Genomic DNA, 15,494 nt, shown 5'->3' with positions numbered 1-15,494 from the left:
CCGGGAACCCCGCCCCAGGATCGATAGCGAGACATCACCATGGACGACAAAGGCGTCGAAGACGCGGCCATCCTGCTCATGTCCCTCGGCGAGGAAGAGGCCTCCGAGGTCTTCAAGCACCTGTCGCCGAAGGAAGTGCAGAAGCTGGGCGAGACCATCGCCAAGATGAAGGTCGTGCCGCGCGACCGTGTCGAGAAGGTGCTGGACAAGTTCGACCTCGTCGCCGAGTCGCAGAGCACCCTGGTCAGCGACACCGACGAGTACGTGCGCTCCGTGCTGCGCAAGGCGCTGGGCGACGACAAGGCCAACCTGCTGCTGGACCGCATCCTGCAGGGCTCGGACGTGTCCTCGATCGAGTCGCTGAAGTGGATGGACCCGGGCTCGGTCGCCGAACTGCTGCGCAATGAACACCCGCAGATCGTCGCGGCCATCCTGTCGCACCTGGACTTCGACCAGAGCAGCTCGGTGCTGCGCGTCTTCACCGAACGCCAGCGCAACGAGGTGCTGATCCGCATCGCCACGCTGGACGGCATCCAGCCGATGGCGCTCAAGGACCTCAACGAGGTCATGGGCCAGATCCTGGCCGGCGGCGAACGCATGAAGAAGTCCAACCTGGGCGGCGTCAAGACCGCGGCCGAGATCATCAACATGATGGGCACCAGCGTCGAGGCCTCGGTGCTGGACTACATCCGCGAAGCCGACTCCGACCTCGCCCAGAAGATCATGGACAACATGTTCACCTTCGAGGACGTGGAGAAGATCGACGACCGCGGCATCCAGGCGGTGCTCAAGGAAGTGCAGTCCGAGTCGCTCATCGTCGCGCTCAAGGGCGCCGGCCCGGAGCTGCGCGAGAAGATCTTCCGCAACATGTCCACCCGCGCCGCCGAGACGCTGCGCGAGGACCTGGAATCGCGCGGCCCGGTGCGCCTGTCCGAGGTCGAGGCCGAGCAGAAGGAAATCCTCAAGGTGGTGCGCCGCCTCGTCGACGAAGGCCAGATCGTGCTGGCCGGCGGCGGCGACGACCAGTTCCTGTAAACCCGACGCCCCCTCGACGCCCTCGATAGCGACCGACACCCGAACCGATGGTCACCCGCCCGCCCCGCCAGGTCCCGCCGCCGCCCCGCCCCGAGGGCGACGCGCCGCGTGGCAACACCTACAGCCGCATCATTCCGCGCGAGGAACTGTCCGGCTTCGCCGCCTGGAACCCGGGCACGCTGGACGGCGCCGCGCCGCCGCGCAAGCCCTCCGTCAGCGCGCCCGCGCCGGTCGAGCCCCCGCCCCCGCCGCCGCCCCCCGGTCCGAGCATCGACGAACTGATGCAGCAGGCCCGCCAGGCCGGCTACCAGGACGGCTACCGCGACGGCATGGCGGCGCTGGACGCGTTCAAGCAGAGCTTCGCCAAGCAGATCAGCGCGCAGGTCGGGCAGCTGGTCGCCAGCTTCGACCAGGACCTGAGCGCGATCGAGCAGGGCATGGCCGAGGCGCTGGCCCGCACCGCCGTCGAGCTCGCCCGCCAGGTCGTGCGCAACGAGCTGTCGACCGCGCCGGAGCTGGTCTCCAGGGTGGCGCACGACGCCGTCGAGGCGCTGCTGATCAACGCCCGCCACGTCCGCGTGCGCGTGCATCCGGACGACCTGCCGCTGGTGCTGGACGGCGCCGGCCAGGAGCTGCGCGCCCGCGAGGCGCAGGTCATTCCCGACCCGTCCATCACCCGGGGCGGCGTCAAGGTCGACGCCGACATCTGCAGCGTCGACGCCTCGCTGCCGGCGCGCTGGCAGTCCGCCGTCGGCGCGCTGGGCCAGGCCTCCGTCTGGGAGGACCGCCGCAGCGCCGCCGAGGTGGCCCAGGAAGCGCGCCTGGACTTCCGCAACGATCCGACCCCCAGCCAGTACGGCGGCCTGCCGCACGGCTACCAGAACAGCGGGGACCGCGAGCCATGAGCAGCCGCACCGACCGCTGGGCCCAGTACTTCGACGACCTGCAGGCCTTCGCCGGCAACGCGCCGGCGCTGGAGCCGCAGGGCAAGCTGGTGCGCGTCGCCGGCCTGGTGCTGGAGGCCACCGGCGTGAAGGTGCCCGTGGGCTCGGTGTGCGAGATCCACATGCCCTCCACCGCCGCCGCGCCGCGCCGCGGCCAGCGCCCGGTCACGGCCGAGGTGGTCGGTTTCTCCGGCGACCGCGCCTACCTGATGCCGACCGACGAGATCCAGGGCCTGGCCAGCGGCGCGATGGTGCTGCCGCGACCCGCCGCGCTGCACGGGCCGGTGCTCGGCGAGGAACGCCATCCCTGGCGCCGCGACGAGGACCGCGGCCTGCACCTGCCCATGGGCGACGGCCTGCTGGGGCGCGTCGTCGACCCGCAGGGCCATCCGCTGGACCGCGGCGGCCCGCTGGTGGACGTGCGCGACGAACCGATGGTGCGCCGCCCCATCAACGCGATGGACCGCGACCCGGTCCGCCGCCCGCTGGACACCGGCGTGCGCGCGATCAACTCGCTGCTGACCGTGGGCCGCGGCCAGCGCCTGGGCCTGTTCGCCGGCACCGGCGTCGGCAAGTCGGTGCTGCTGGGCATGATGGCCCGCTACACGCAGGCGGACGTCATCGTCGTCGGCCTGATCGGCGAGCGCGGCCGCGAAGTGAAGGAATTCATCGAGGACATCCTGGGCGAGGAAGGCCTGCGCCGCAGCGTGGTCGTCGCCGCGCCGGCCGATGCGCCGCCGCTGCTGCGCATGCAGGGCGCGACCTACGCGACCGCGGTGGCCGAGCATTTCCGCGACCGCGGCCAGCATGTGCTGCTGCTGATGGACTCGCTGACCCGCTATGCGATGGCGCAGCGGGAAATCGCGCTCGCCATCGGCGAACCGCCGGCAACCAAGGGCTATCCGCCGTCTTGTTTCGCCAAGTTGCCGCAACTGGTCGAACGCAGCGGCAACGGCCTGGCGGGCGAGGGATCGATCACCGCGTTCTACACCGTGCTGTCCGAGGGCGACGACCAGCAGGACCCGATCGCCGACGCCGCCCGAGGCATCCTGGACGGGCACATCGTGCTGAGCCGCGAACTGGCCGAGAGCGGGCACTACCCCGCGATCGACGTCGAGCGCTCGATCTCGCGCGTCATGACCAGCGTCGCCGACAAGCGGCATGTCGAACTGGCGCGCCGATTCCGGCAATTGCTCGCGAAATACAACAAGGCGCGCGACCTGATCCAGCTCGGCGCCTACCAGCCGGGGCACGATCCCGAACTCGACCTGGCGGTGCGCCTGCATGGCGACATGGACCGATTGCTCCAACAAGACATGCATTCCCCCGCTTCTTTGAACGATTGCCTCAACCAGTTGACCGCCACACTCAACTTTGCGTGATAGCTGCCGACATCCGTGAAGCGAGGTCATCGACATGAGTAGTTCCAACTTGCAGGCCCTGACCGTTCTCCTCGAACGCGCCGAGGCCGAGCGCGATGAAGCGTTGCGTCATCTGCAGGAAGCGCAGGCGCGTGCCAACGCCGCCCGCAACCAGCATGACCAACTGGCGCAATACCGCACGGACTACCGCAGCCGCTGGTCGCAGGAATTCGCGCAGCGGACCACGGTCCAGCTGCTGGGCTGCTACCAGAACTTCGGCCAACGGCTGGACCAGGCGATCGGCCAGCAGAGCGGCATCGCCGACTACGCCGACCAGCGCCTGAGCGCCGCCCGCGACCTGCTGCGCGAGCGCGAACTGCGCGTCGCCTCGGTCCGCAAGCTGATCGAGCGCCGTCGCGCCGAGACGCTGCGCACCCAGATGCGCCAGGAACAACGCGCCACCGACGAGCAGGCCGCCCGCGCGGCTTCGCGCGGCGGCCACCCGATGTCGCGCCTGGTCGCCTGAGCGCGATCCGGTCGCCGGAACCCCTTTTTTCCCGTCATGACGCAGATCCATAACACCCCCGCGTTGCCGGGCGGCCTCGGCGCGATGCCGTCCGCCCCCGCCGGCCGCAAGGATGGCGGCTCGGCCGACTTCTCGCGCCTGCTGAACCAGAGCAACCAGCAGCTGCAGCAGCAGTCGGCGCAGTCGGCTCGCTCGACGATGGCGCAGTTGCAATCGCAACAGCTGGCGACCCAGCAGGCCCAGTCGCAGCAGCAGGCCCGCCAGTTGGAAGCCCAGCAGCTCGACGCCCGCCAGCAGGCCCAGCGCCAGGAATCGGCGCCCGCGCCCAAGCCGGCCACCCCGTCCGCCCGGTCGCCGGAGAACACCGCCGCGAAGGAAGAGAACAAGCTGGCCGCCCGCAATGCGGCGGCTCGCCAGAGCGCCAACAAGGCCGAGGACGCGAAGGCGCCGGCCCGCGCGAGCGCGGCGAACCGTGCCGACACGGCAGCCGCCGCGGATCAGGCCGATGCGGCCGATGCCAGCGATGCGCCGGACGCCACGGCGACCGGCGCGGCCGACGCCCCGGGTTCCGAGCGCGTTGACGGCCAGGATGCCGAAGGCCAGGACCGCAAGGTCGCCAAGGAAGCCAAGGAAGCCAAGGACAGTGGCGCCACCTCCGCCGAGCAGATCCTGGCGATGCTGCGCGGCGAGGCCCCGGCCGAGCCGAAGCCGGCACGCGGCGGCGCCTCCGCCGACGACGCCGGCAGCGAGGCCCTGCCTGGCGGCGCCCACGCCCACGGCAAGCCGCTCACCACCGGTGACGCGATGCGCGAACGCCAGCAGCTCCAGCGCGAGCTGAGCCAGGCCGCGGCCGGCCAGCCGGGCGCCGCGGACGGCGCGGACGCGTCGACCCGGACCGACACCCTGCAGGCTGCCGCCGGCGGCGCGCATGAGATCGCCATGGCCGACGGCGCCGCCAAGGGCCCGACGCCGAGCTTCGAGGCGCTGCTTGCCGCGGCGCAGCAGGCCGCTCCGGCTGCCGGCACCGCCGGTGCCGACAGCGCCGCGCCGGCCCCGGCGCCCAGCGTGTCGCTGAGCCAGCCGATGGACAGCCCCGACTTCGCGCCCGAGCTTTCGGCCAGCGTCAGCCTGCTGATCCAGGACGGCATCCATGAGGCCCAGCTCCAGCTGAATCCGGTCGAGATGGGCCCGGTATCGATCAACATCCAGCTGGACGGCCAGCAGGCGCAGGTGAATTTCCATGCGCAGCAGGCGGCCACCCGGGAAGTCTTGGAACGCAGCCTGCCCGACCTGGCGGCCGCCCTGCAGGCCCAGGGGCTGACCCTGAGCGGTGGCGGGGTGTTCGCCCAGACCTCCTCCCAAGGCGGACAGAATCGCGGTGACGGCCGCCCGGATGGCGCGTCGAACGGCAACGGTCGCCGCGGCGGCCGCGGTGACGACGACGGTGCCGTCGCGGCCACCGGCCGCGGCGAACGGCGCACCGCGCCGCGCGGGCTGGTCGACCTGTACGCCTGACGGTCCGCGAGTCTGACCGGAATCCGCCGCCTTTTCGCGCGTTGAGCGCGGGGGCGGCGCTTCACAATGGGAGCCATTGCCGGATCGTCAGGTCCGGTTCCCCGCCAGATCCATTTTTTTCATCATCGGAGCGCCCATGGCCACAGCCGCCGCAGGCAACGACGCCGCCGTCAAGGGTGGCGGCAAGAAGAAGCTGATCATCATCATCGCCATCGTCCTGGTGGTGGTGCTGGTGGGCGTCGCCGCGTTGCTGATGATGAAGAAGAAGTCCCATGCCGAGGACGAGGAAGGCGCCGCCGAGGAAAAGCCCGCGGCCACCGCCCACGCCAAGCCCGGCACGCCGCCGACCTTCGTTCCGCTGGATCCGTTCACCGTGAACCTGGCCGACAAGGAAGTCGACCGCTTCGCGCAGATCGGCATCACGCTGGAGGTGGCCGATCCCAAGTTCGCCGACCAGCTCAAGGCCTACATGCCGGCGATCCGCAACAACGTGCTGATCGTGCTGTCGCACAAGACCTCGGCCGAGCTGCTCAGCGGCGAAGGCAAGGAGAAGCTGGCCCGCGAGATCCGCCGCGAGTCGGTGCGTCCGATGGGCATCGAGCTCGACGACGAGGAAGAGGACGAAGACGCCGCGCCGAAGAAAAAGAAGAAAAAGAAGCGCCCGGTCGAGAGCCCGGTGACGCAGGTGCTCTTCTCCACCTTCATCGTGCAGTGAACGGGGCTCCCGAAGGGATCAGGCGATGAATCAGCAAATCCTGTCGCAAGACGAAGTCGATGCCCTGCTCCAGGGCATCACCGGCGAGAGCCAGAAGCTCGAGGCCGAGGAGGTTCAGACTGGCGGCATCCGCGAGTACAACCTCGCCAGCCAGGAACGGATCGTCCGTGGGCGCATGCCCACGATGGAGATCATCAACGAGCGTTTCGCGCGCAACATCCGCATCGGGCTGTTCAACTTCATCCGCAAGAGCCCGGAAGTCGCCATCGGCGGCATCAAGGTGCAGAAGTACAGCGCCTTCCTGCGCGAGATCGTGGTGCCGACCAACTTCAACATCGTGTCGGTCAAGCCGCTGCGCGGCAACGGGCTGATCGTCTGCGACCCGACGCTGGTGTTCGCGGTGATCGACTCGCTGTTCGGCGGCATCGGCAAGTTCCACACCCGCATCGAGGGCCGGGATTTCTCCGCCACCGAGCAGCGGGTCATCCTGCGCCTGGTCGAAGTGATCATCCAGGAGTACCTCAAGGCCTGGAAGGGCATCTATCCGCTGGAGCTCGAGTACCAGCGCTCGGAGATGCAGCCGCAGTTCGCCAACATCGCCACGCCCAGCGAGATCGTCGTCTCGACCTCGTTCACGCTGGAGATCGGCGAGACCAGCGGCACGGTGTATTTCTGCATTCCCTACTCGACGCTGGAGCCGATCCGCGACGTGCTGTACAGCACCACGCAGGGCGACTCGAGCGAACCCGACCGCCGCTGGGTCAACCTGCTCAAGCACCAGATCCAGTCGGCCGAGGTCGAGCTGGTGGCGGAGCTGGCCAAGGCGCCCGCGACGGTGGAACAGCTGCTGGCCTTCAAGCCGGGCGACTTCATCGAGCTGGACCTGGAGCAGATCATCCAGGCCAAGGTGGACGGCGTGCCGGTGTTCGACTGCCATTACGGCACTTCGAACGGCAAGTATTCGATCAAGATTGAAAAGATGCTGACCGGCCCGGATGCCGGCTGGCTGGGAGCCCGCAATGGCTGACAACACCCCGATGGACGAACAGGACGCAATGGCCGCCGAATGGGCGGCGGCGCTGGCGGAGGCTGGCGGAGGCGGCGGCAGCGAGGTCGCGGCCGAAGTGCAGCCGGTGGCCGAGCAGGTCGCGCCGGCGGCCTTCACCAACTTCGCGCCGACGCCGGGTAACCTGCCGGGCAGCGACATCAACATGATCCTGGACATCCCGGTCCAGTTGACGGTGGAGCTGGGCCGCACGCGCATCCCGATCAAGAACATCCTGCAGCTGGCGCAGGGCTCGGTGGTCGAGCTGGACGCGCTGGCCGGCGAGCCGATGGACGTGCTGGTCAACGGCTACCTGATCGCGCAAGGCGAGGTCGTGGTGGTCAACGACAAGTTCGGCATCCGCTTGACCGACATCGTGACCCCTTCCGAACGCATGCGCCGCCTCAGCAAGGCCTGAGACCCTTCGGCGGCTATAGTCGCCGGCCATGAACAACAGCCTCGTCCCACTCCTTTGGTTCCTGGCCATTTTGGCCTTGATCCCCGTCGTGCTGTGGCTGCTGAAACGCACGCCGCTGGGCGGCGCGGCGCTGGGCGGGCAGTTGCGCACCGTCGCGCAGCTCGTGATCGCGCCGAGCCAGCGCATCGTGATCGTCGAGGTGGGCCAGGACGAAGACCGCCAGTGGCTGGTGCTGGGCATCACCGGCCAGCAGATCCGCACCCTGCACGTGATGCCGCCGCAGGCCGATGCCGGCGCGGCGCTGCAGGCCGCGCAACCCTCGTTCTCCTCGCTGCTCAAGCGCAACCTCGGCGGCAGGCACGCCGATGGCCCCGGCTCCCCCACCTCGACCTGATCGGGCACGGCGCATGACGGTCCCCAACCTCCCTTCCCCGCCGCGGCGCCCGCTGCGCTCGCTGGCGGTCCTCGCCGCGCTCGGCGGCCTGGGCGCCGCCGCCTGGGCCCAGCAGGGCGGCGGCGCGCCGGCCAGCGTGCCGCTGATCATCGGCCAGGGCGCCGGCGGCAACAGCTACTCCGTACCGATCCAGACGCTGCTGTTCTTCACCGCGCTGGGCTTCCTGCCGGCGGTGCTGCTGATGATGACCGGCTTCACCCGGATCGTGATCGTGCTGTCGCTGCTGCGCCAGGCGCTGGGCACGCAGGCGGCGCCGCCCAACCAGGTGATCGTGGGCCTGTCGCTGTTCCTCACTTTCTTCGTGATGAGCCCGACGCTGGACCGCGTCTACGCCGAGGCCTGGCAGCCCTACCAGAGCGGCCAGATCGGCTTCGACGTCGCGCTGGACCGCGCGCAGGTGCCGATGCGGTCCTTCATGCTGAAGCAGACGCGCCAGTCCGACGTCGCGCTGTTCGCCCGGCTCGCCAAGCTCGAGCCCAACGTCGCGCCCGAGAACGTGCCCTTCCGCGTGCTGGTGCCGGCCTTCGTGACCAGCGAGCTGAAATCGGCCTTCCAGATCGCGTTCCTGATCTTCATCCCCTTCCTGGTGATCGACATGATCGTCTCCAGCGTGCTGATGAGCCTGGGCATGATGATGCTGTCGCCGGTGCTGGTGTCGCTGCCCTTCAAGCTGATGCTGTTCGTGCTGGCGGACGGCTGGAACCTGCTGCTGGGATCGCTGGCGGCCTCGTTCGCGCAGTAGCGGCGCGGTCCGCAAGGAGAAGTCCATGGATGCTCAACAGGTCTTCACGATCGGCCAGCAGGGCCTGTACGTGCTGCTGATGGTGGCGGCGCCGATCCTGCTGACGGTGCTGGCCGTCGGCGTGCTGGTGTCGGTGTTCCAGGCGGCGACGCAGATCAACGAATCGACGCTCTCCTTCGTGCCCAAGATCGTCGCCGCCGTCCTGGTGCTGGCGATCGCCGGGCCCTGGATGATCACGACGCTGGTCGAATACATCCAGCGCACGCTGCAGAGCATTCCGCAGGCGCTGGGCTGAGCCCGCCGTTCCTCCGGCCGCTCCGATGATCTCCTTCAGCGAAGCGCAGCTGCTGGCCTGGATCAATCCGATCCTGTGGCCGTTCATCCGCACGCTGGCGCTGTTCGCCGGCATGCCGGTGTTCAGCCAGCGCCAGGTGCCGACGCGGGTGCGCATCGGCCTGGCGCTGTTCATCGCGGTGGCGGCGCAGCCGTCGCTGCCGGCCATGCCGGTGATCCCGCTGGACTCCCTGCCGCAGCTGCTGACGGCGGTCGCGCAGCAGTTGCTGATCGGCCTGGCGATGGGCTTCGCGGTGCGGGTGGTGTTCGCCGCGCTGGAATTCGCCGGCGAACTGATCGGCCTGCAGATGGGCTTGAACTTCGCCGGCTTCTTCGATCCGTCGACCGGCTCGCAGGGCACGTCCTCGTCGCGCTTCCTGGGCTCGATGGTCGCCTTCCTGTTCGTCGCGATCAACGGACACCTGATGCTGATCAACTCGCTGGTGGAGAGTTTCCAGGCCTTCCCGGTCGGCGAGGAGCCCTTCCGCTTCCTGCGCGTGGCGCAGCCCCAGGTGTGGGGCGCGGAGATCTTCCGCATGGGCCTGTGGATCGCGCTGCCGCTGATCACGATGCTGATGTTCGTGAACCTGGTGCTGGGCATCATCTCGCGGGTGGCACCGCAACTGAACGTGTTCTCGGTGGGTTTCCCGCTGACGGTCAGCATCGGCTTGGTGGGGCTGGTGGCGACGCTGCCGCTGATGCATCAGCCCTTCATGGTCGCGCTGGAGCGGATGCTGGCGGCGTTCAACTGACGCCGACGCATCCGTGCGCTGACATCAAACTGCCCCTCTCGCTCCCCCGGTTGGGTGCCCCAGCTCTTGCCGTTTTCTCCCTCCGCGCCAACCAGTTCGAGTCATGGCTGATGCGGGGTCAGGTCTGAACAATGTCAACAGCCCCGCAATGCCCAACGCGACGCGGGATCGTTTACCTGTTGATGGAGAGAACCATGCGACCCATGACCCCGGCGGAGATCAAGAAGATCGAAGCCATCGCCTTCCAACGCCGCGTGCCGCGGCGCCCCCCGGTTGCCCACTGCCACGGAGAAGAGTCGGACGCCCTGTTCGGCTCGACGCGCTACGAGCGGACCATCCAGAACTTCGGACGCTTTCACCATGAAGTACGAGTGAATGACCTCGACAAGTTGCACAAGCATCTGCTGAAGAGTTACCCCGGTCGGGACATCACGGTGCGTGTTTGTCCCGAGTTCGACTCCTACGGCATCCTGCTCTTCAGCGTCTATGGCTTCACCGAGGCCGACCATCTTTGCAGCAAGGAAGAGAAGGCTTTCCTCCGCGGCCTGACACCCAGGATGACCGCTCTCATCGGCCCAGTCGCCGTCTGTCGGAGGACCGGACCGTTTCCCGGGCGAGTCGGTCCTCGCCTGAGCGCCTCCGACGGGAGGCGCGACTGATGCATGCATTCAATCCAAGCGAGCTCATCGGCCTCGCCGAACGCCTGGGGAAGGATGGCACCGAGGCAAGCGATCGCACCGCCGTCTCACGCGCGTACTACGGCATCTTCCTCATCGCCCGGGAGTTGATGCGCGTGAAGGCGCCCGATGGCCGAGCCCATCGATTGACCCAGGAAAAACTGAAGGTCTGCGGGCAGTCGGGCTTGTCCATCGATCTCGCATACCTGCGGGGGCTTCGCAACGAATCGGACTATGTGATTGACCGACCTGTTGCACCCGAGACCGCGACCAACGCCCTCAACACCGCCTGGCGAATGCATCGAGCGCTGAATCGTCTCCGTGCGAAGTCCAAGCGGCGACCCGCGCGCAAGAAGTGAATGCGTGCGGAACAGGAGACAAAAGACCGGCCGATGCTTCCCAGCACCGGCCGGTTCTCATTTCACAGCTCCCGCAGCGCCGTCGTCACCGGCACGCTGGCCGCCCGCACCGCCGGGAACAGGCCGCCGATGAAGCCGATGGCCAGGGCCCACTTCAGGCCCTCCCACAGCAGTTGCCCCGACACCCGCAGCTCGAAGCTCAGCTTGCCCACCGACCCCGCCGCCATCGTTGACGCCGCGTGGCCGTTGAACAGCAGGTAGGCGATGCCACCGCCGATCAATCCGCCCAGCGCCGCCAGCAGCATGGTCTCCAGCATCACCGCCACCACCACCGGCAGGCCGGGGAAGCCGATCGCGCGCAGCGTGGCGATCTCCCGGGCGCGTGTCGCGACCGCCGCGAACATGGTGTTCAGCGCGCCGAACACCGCCCCCACCGCCATGATGCTGCCCACCACGATGCCGATGATCCGCAGGATCTTGGTCATCTGCTCCGACTGCTTGGCGAAGAAGGCCAGCGTCGTCGTGGCGTCCACCTTGAGCTGCGGATTGGCCTCCAGCGCGGCCTTGAAGTCCTTGAACGCCGCCGCATCGGTCAGCTTCACCGTCACCGAATTGCGGCTCGCGCCGCGGCGATAGGTCTCGGCCACCACCGGCGCGTCGGCCCACAGCTCCGATTCCATCGAGTCGCCTGACGCGAACACGCCGGTCACCGTCCACATCTGGCTGCCCAGCCGCAGTTGCTTGCCGGGCGCCAGGCCCTCGAACTGCCGCGCCGCTCCCTGGCCGACGATCAACTCCTTGAGCCCCGGCTGGAACTTGCGCCCGCTGATGATCTTGACCTGCGGCCGTACCGCGAAGGCTTCATCGCCTACGCCACGCATCTGCACGCTGCCTTCCTCGTCGGTGGTCGTGCCCTTGACCGGCAGGTTGGCCGCGACCACCGTCTCGGCCGACACCAGCGGCTCGCCCTTGGCGCTCTTGGCCACGCCCGGCGCCTGCGCGATCTGCGTGATGTCCTCGCGCGACATCACCGACGCCACCTCGGCCGCCGACGCGCCGCGCAGCACGATCGCCGTGTCCTCGCTGCCGGACTTGCGCAAGGTCTCGGCATACCCCTCGGCCATCGCCAGCAGCGCCACCAGCACGCCGACGACGCCCGCGATGCCCACGACGATCACCGCCGACGAGCCCAGCCGCTGCGGCAGCGTGCTGACGCCGACGCTGGTCACCGACCGGGCCTGCGCGCCTCGCCGCGTCAGCAGCATCCACAGCGCCAGCAACACGGCCAGCGCCAGGGCGCCGAACCACGGCAGCATCACCCACGCGGCCAGCACCAGCGCCAGCAGCAGCACCAGTCCCAGGTTCTTCAGGAATTTCATGTTCAGGCCCTCCCCGCCAGCGCGTCGGTGATGTTCAGCCGCATCGCGTTGAGCGCCGGCAGCGCGCCGACGATCACCCCGAACAGCACCATGAAGCCCACACCCATGGCCCAGCTGTTCAAGCCGGCCGCCGGCAGGTTCAGGGACCCGCCGCTGCCCGCGCTGATGATCGGACCCAGCACGCTGGCCAGGCCCAGTCCGATCACGCCGCCGATGACCAGCAGCAGGATGGACTCCGCCAGCACCATCGCCAGCACGCTGTGCCCCGAGAAGCCGATCGTCTTGAGCACCGCGATCTCGCTGGTGCGCTCGCGCACCGCCTGCATCATCGTGTTGCCCGACAGCAGCAGCAGCGTGAAGAACACCGCGCCCATGATGGAGCTGACGATCAGCCCGATGTCCGCCACCTGCTTCATCCACGAGGCCATCGCCGCCTGCTCGGTCTGCGTGCGGGTCTCATGGTCCGAGTTGGCCGAGATCGCATCGATCGCCTTGGCCACGCGGTCCGCCTGGTTGGCGTCGTTCACCCGCGTCACGTACCAGCCGACGGCGCCCTGGTTGTAGGGGGTCGTGTCGTCGAAGTACTTCCAGTTCAGCAGGAACATCTGGTCGTACCAGCCGCCGGATTTCTTGTCCGCCGCGTGGATCAGGCCGACGATCTCGAACTGCCAGTTCTTGCTGCCGCTGCGGTCCGGAAAGATCGTCGACTGCAGCGGGATCTTGTCTCCGACCTTCCAGTTGAAGCGCCTGGCCAGGCCCTCGCCGACCAGCGCGCCGATGCGGGTCGAGGCGAAGGCCTGCTTCGCCTGGTCGGTGACGACCATCTCCGGATAGGCGTCCAGGTAGTTCGGCGCCACCGCGAAACTGAAGACCTGGTTGTGCGGGTCCTGGTAGGCGCCGCCGAACCAGTTCGCGTAGGTCACCATCTTGACGCCGTCCACCGCCTGGATGCGCTGGGTCAGCGCCATCGGCAGCGTCTGGATGAAGGACAGCCGCGAGCCGGTCTGCAGCCGCGACGCGCCATTGGCCGACTGGCCGGCCTGGTCGAACGAGGTGCGGACCGCGTCCAGCAGCCCGAACAGCAGGAACGCGGTGATGATGGACACCAGCGTCAGCACCGTCCGCAGCTTGCGCCGGAACAGCGCCGCCCAGATGAGATGAAGGTATTTCATGACGACCCCTTGTCGTTGCCGTGCCGCGCGGGCTCAGGCCACCGCGTGGGCGACCTGCTCGACCAGCGTGCCCTTGTCCAGGTGCAGCGTCTGGCGCGCGCGCTCGGCGGCCTTCGGGTCGTGGGTGACCATCACGATGGTCTTGCCGTGGTCGCGGTTGAGCGCCTGCAGCAGCGCCAGCACGTCCTCGGCGGACTGGCGGTCCAGGTCACCGGTCGGTTCGTCGCAGACCAGCAGCGTCGGGTCGGACACGATCGCCCGGGCGATCGACACGCGCTGCTGCTGACCGCCCGAGAGCTCGGTCGGCTTGTGGCTGGCGCGGTCCGACAGGCCCACCAGTGCCAGCGCGATCGCGGCGCGCTTCTTGCGCTCCGCGGCCGACAGCTTGGTCAGCAGCAGCGGCAGCTCGACGTTGCGCTGCGCCGAGAGCGTCGGCATCAGGTTGTAGAACTGGAACACGAAGCCGACCTTGGCCGCGCGCCACTTGGACAGCTTCGCGGCGCTGAGCTGGTCGATGCGTTCGCCCCCGATGGCGATGCTGCCGCCGCTGGGCTGGTCCAGCCCGCCGATCAGGTTCAGCAGCGTCGTCTTGCCGGAGCCCGACGGGCCCATCAGGGCCAGGAACTCGCCCTGGGCGACGTCCAGGTCGATGTGGTGCAGCACCTCCACCTTCTGCTTGCCGCGGGTGTAGACCTTGGACAGGTCACGGATCTCGATCAGGTTGCTCACGGTGACTCCTCGCTTCAACGGTTCATGCACTTCGTTCACTTGGCGGCGGTCAGCTTGATCGCACCACCATCCCGCAACTGCTCCGGCGGATTCAGCACCAGGGGCTCGCCGGCCTTGAGGCCCTCGAGCACCACCGCCTGATCGCCCACCGGCGTTCCCTGCTTGACCTTGCGCGCCGCGGCCTTCTGGCCGACGACGACGAACACCACGTCCGCGCCGTCGCGCGTCACGACCGCGGACCGCGGCACCAGCACGCCCGGCGGCGGCGCGGCCTGCGCCTGCGCCTTGCCGGCGAGGAAGGACACCCGCACGCCCATGTCGGGCACGACGCGCTGGTCCTTCTGCTCCAGCGCCACCCGCACCTTGACGGTCGCCTTGCCGCGGTCGGCCGACGGCACCACCGCGATCACATGCGCCGGGATGCGCCAGTCGGGATAGGCATCCAGCACAGCCTCGGCCGGCATGTCGGACTTGACCTGGCCGATGTAGGCCTCGTTGACGTCGACGTCCACTTCCAGCGAGTCCATGTCGACGATGGTGCCGACACCGGTGCGGGTGAAGCCGCCGCCGGCGGACAGCGGCGAGACGATCTCGCCGACCTGCGCCGCCTTGGCGGTGATGACGCCGGAGAACGGCGCCTTGACCACCGTGTAATCGAAGTTGACCTGCGCCTGCGCCGCCTGCGCCGAGGCGGCGTCGGCCTCGCGGCGCCGCGCCTCCAGCTGCGCCGCGGTCGCGGTCACCGCCGTTCGGGCCTGCTCGGCCAGCTGCCGGGTCGTCATGCCGCTCAGGGCCAGCTCGTCCTGGCGCCGGAGGTCGGACTGCGCCTGCGCCAGCTGCGCCCGCGTCGCCTCGATGTTGGCCTGGGCGCTCTTGACGTTGGCCCGCGCCATGTCCAGCGCCGCCCGCAGCGCATGGTCCTCGAGCCGGGCCAGCACCTGGCCCTTGCGGACCTTGTCACCCTCCTCGAACAGCACCTCGGTCAAGGTGCCGGTGATCTGCGTCGAGACCGTGGCCGCGCGCCGCGCGGTCACATAGCCGGTAGCCTGGAGCACCGCGTTGCCGCCCGCGCCGCCGCGCGCCTGCGCGTTCGCGGTCTGCACCTCCGGCACCTGGGACTGCGTCCACCACCACCAGCCGCCCGCGCCCAGCAGCGCCAGCACCACAAGCACCACCCCCAGGATCCAGACCCACCGCGGCGGCCCGCCGCCATGGTCCTCGCGCTCATCGCCCTGGATGCGCAGCTCTTTCAACAATGCGGTATCGATGACGGCCCCCTGTGTTCAATCCGGGGCGCATTCTCCGAGGCGCCCCCGCCTCGTCAAGACTCGCTTGCGA

General features: G+C 68.9%; 18 protein-coding genes. 14 read left to right on the top strand and 4 right to left on the bottom strand.

The features are described 5' to 3' along the window. Nucleotides 1-39: 39 nt before the first annotated feature. The 14 genes from fliG to FHT38_RS04055 all read left to right on the top strand — a co-directional run bounded on the left by fliG (nucleotide 40) and on the right by FHT38_RS04055 (nucleotide 10,876). Entirely contained in the window at nucleotides 40-1,035 is a 996-nt protein-coding gene (gene fliG / locus FHT38_RS04120) for a flagellar motor switch protein FliG (RefSeq protein ID WP_091722354.1), read from the top strand. 47 nt (nucleotides 1,036-1,082) lie between these two features. Next, nucleotides 1,083-1,940, top strand: a complete 858-nt coding sequence (locus FHT38_RS04115; RefSeq protein ID WP_183490165.1) for a FliH/SctL family protein — start codon at nucleotides 1,083-1,085, stop codon at nucleotides 1,938-1,940. Next, a complete protein-coding gene (gene fliI, locus FHT38_RS04110) occupies nucleotides 1,937-3,361 on the top strand; it encodes a flagellar protein export ATPase FliI (RefSeq protein ID WP_099861639.1) in 1,425 nt (474 codons plus the stop codon). The genes FHT38_RS04115 and fliI overlap by 4 nt, the downstream gene beginning before the upstream one ends. Before the next feature lie 34 nt (nucleotides 3,362-3,395). Next, nucleotides 3,396-3,866, top strand: a complete 471-nt coding sequence (fliJ, locus tag FHT38_RS04105) for a flagellar export protein FliJ (RefSeq protein WP_091722343.1) — start codon at nucleotides 3,396-3,398, stop codon at nucleotides 3,864-3,866. 36 nt (nucleotides 3,867-3,902) lie between these two features. After that, nucleotides 3,903-5,381: a flagellar hook-length control protein FliK gene (locus FHT38_RS04100; RefSeq protein ID WP_183490162.1), complete on the top strand. Its 1,479-nt coding sequence runs from the start codon at nucleotides 3,903-3,905 to the stop codon at nucleotides 5,379-5,381. Between the two features lie 136 nt (nucleotides 5,382-5,517). Further along, nucleotides 5,518-6,096 carry a flagellar basal body-associated protein FliL gene (gene fliL, locus FHT38_RS04095; protein WP_091722336.1) on the top strand — a complete coding sequence of 193 codons (579 nt, stop codon included), beginning with the start codon at nucleotides 5,518-5,520 and terminating at the stop codon, nucleotides 6,094-6,096. 25 nt (nucleotides 6,097-6,121) lie between these two features. Continuing rightward, a complete protein-coding gene (gene fliM / locus FHT38_RS04090; protein WP_183490159.1) occupies nucleotides 6,122-7,123 on the top strand; it encodes a flagellar motor switch protein FliM in 1,002 nt (333 codons plus the stop codon). Continuing rightward, complete coding sequence (gene fliN, locus FHT38_RS04085) at nucleotides 7,116-7,559, top strand: flagellar motor switch protein FliN (RefSeq protein WP_091722331.1); 444 nt, start codon at nucleotides 7,116-7,118, stop codon at nucleotides 7,557-7,559. The genes fliM and fliN overlap by 8 nt, the downstream gene beginning before the upstream one ends. Before the next feature lie 28 nt (nucleotides 7,560-7,587). Further along, nucleotides 7,588-7,953, top strand: a complete 366-nt coding sequence (locus FHT38_RS04080; RefSeq protein ID WP_183490156.1) for a flagellar biosynthetic protein FliO — start codon at nucleotides 7,588-7,590, stop codon at nucleotides 7,951-7,953. Between the two features lie 13 nt (nucleotides 7,954-7,966). Next, nucleotides 7,967-8,755 (top strand): flagellar type III secretion system pore protein FliP, encoded by a 789-nt coding sequence (gene fliP, locus FHT38_RS04075; RefSeq protein WP_183490152.1) that lies wholly within the window; start codon nucleotides 7,967-7,969, stop codon nucleotides 8,753-8,755. 25 nt (nucleotides 8,756-8,780) lie between these two features. Beyond that, a complete protein-coding gene (fliQ, locus tag FHT38_RS04070) occupies nucleotides 8,781-9,050 on the top strand; it encodes a flagellar biosynthesis protein FliQ (protein ID WP_091722320.1) in 270 nt (89 codons plus the stop codon). A 25-nt stretch (nucleotides 9,051-9,075) separates the two neighbouring features. Further along, nucleotides 9,076-9,840 (top strand): flagellar biosynthetic protein FliR, encoded by a 765-nt coding sequence (fliR, locus tag FHT38_RS04065; RefSeq protein WP_091722317.1) that lies wholly within the window; start codon nucleotides 9,076-9,078, stop codon nucleotides 9,838-9,840. A gap of 194 nt (nucleotides 9,841-10,034) precedes the next feature. Then, nucleotides 10,035-10,499, top strand: coding sequence for a hypothetical protein (locus FHT38_RS04060; RefSeq protein WP_183490149.1), 465 nt, complete (start codon nucleotides 10,035-10,037; stop codon nucleotides 10,497-10,499). Next, complete coding sequence (locus tag FHT38_RS04055) at nucleotides 10,499-10,876, top strand: hypothetical protein (protein ID WP_183490146.1); 378 nt, start codon at nucleotides 10,499-10,501, stop codon at nucleotides 10,874-10,876. Before FHT38_RS04060 ends, FHT38_RS04055 begins: the two co-directional genes overlap by 1 nt. 62 nt (nucleotides 10,877-10,938) lie before the next feature. Here FHT38_RS04055 and FHT38_RS04050 read toward each other — a convergent pair whose 3' ends face one another. Genes FHT38_RS04050 through FHT38_RS04035 form a run of 4 tightly spaced genes read right to left on the bottom strand, consistent with a single transcriptional unit; the run spans nucleotide 10,939 to nucleotide 15,412 of the window. After that, on the bottom strand, nucleotides 10,939-12,255 hold the full coding sequence (locus FHT38_RS04050; RefSeq protein WP_183490143.1) for an ABC transporter permease: 1,317 nt from the start codon (nucleotides 12,253-12,255) through the stop codon (nucleotides 10,939-10,941). A 2-nt stretch (nucleotides 12,256-12,257) separates the two neighbouring features. Next, nucleotides 12,258-13,427: an ABC transporter permease gene (locus tag FHT38_RS04045; protein WP_091722299.1), complete on the bottom strand. Its 1,170-nt coding sequence runs from the start codon at nucleotides 13,425-13,427 to the stop codon at nucleotides 12,258-12,260. A gap of 33 nt (nucleotides 13,428-13,460) precedes the next feature. Continuing rightward, entirely contained in the window at nucleotides 13,461-14,156 is a 696-nt protein-coding gene (locus tag FHT38_RS04040; RefSeq protein ID WP_091722294.1) for an ABC transporter ATP-binding protein, read from the bottom strand. A gap of 35 nt (nucleotides 14,157-14,191) precedes the next feature. Further along, complete coding sequence (locus FHT38_RS04035) at nucleotides 14,192-15,412, bottom strand: efflux RND transporter periplasmic adaptor subunit (RefSeq protein WP_221213732.1); 1,221 nt, start codon at nucleotides 15,410-15,412, stop codon at nucleotides 14,192-14,194. Between the last annotated feature and the right edge of the window lie 82 nt (nucleotides 15,413-15,494).

This window comes from Mitsuaria sp. BK041, from assembly GCF_014193085.1.
Classification (GTDB): Bacteria; Pseudomonadota; Gammaproteobacteria; order Burkholderiales; family Burkholderiaceae_C; genus Roseateles.
Note: the sequence above shows the minus strand (reverse complement) of the source record. Positions and strands in the feature narration are given on the sequence as shown.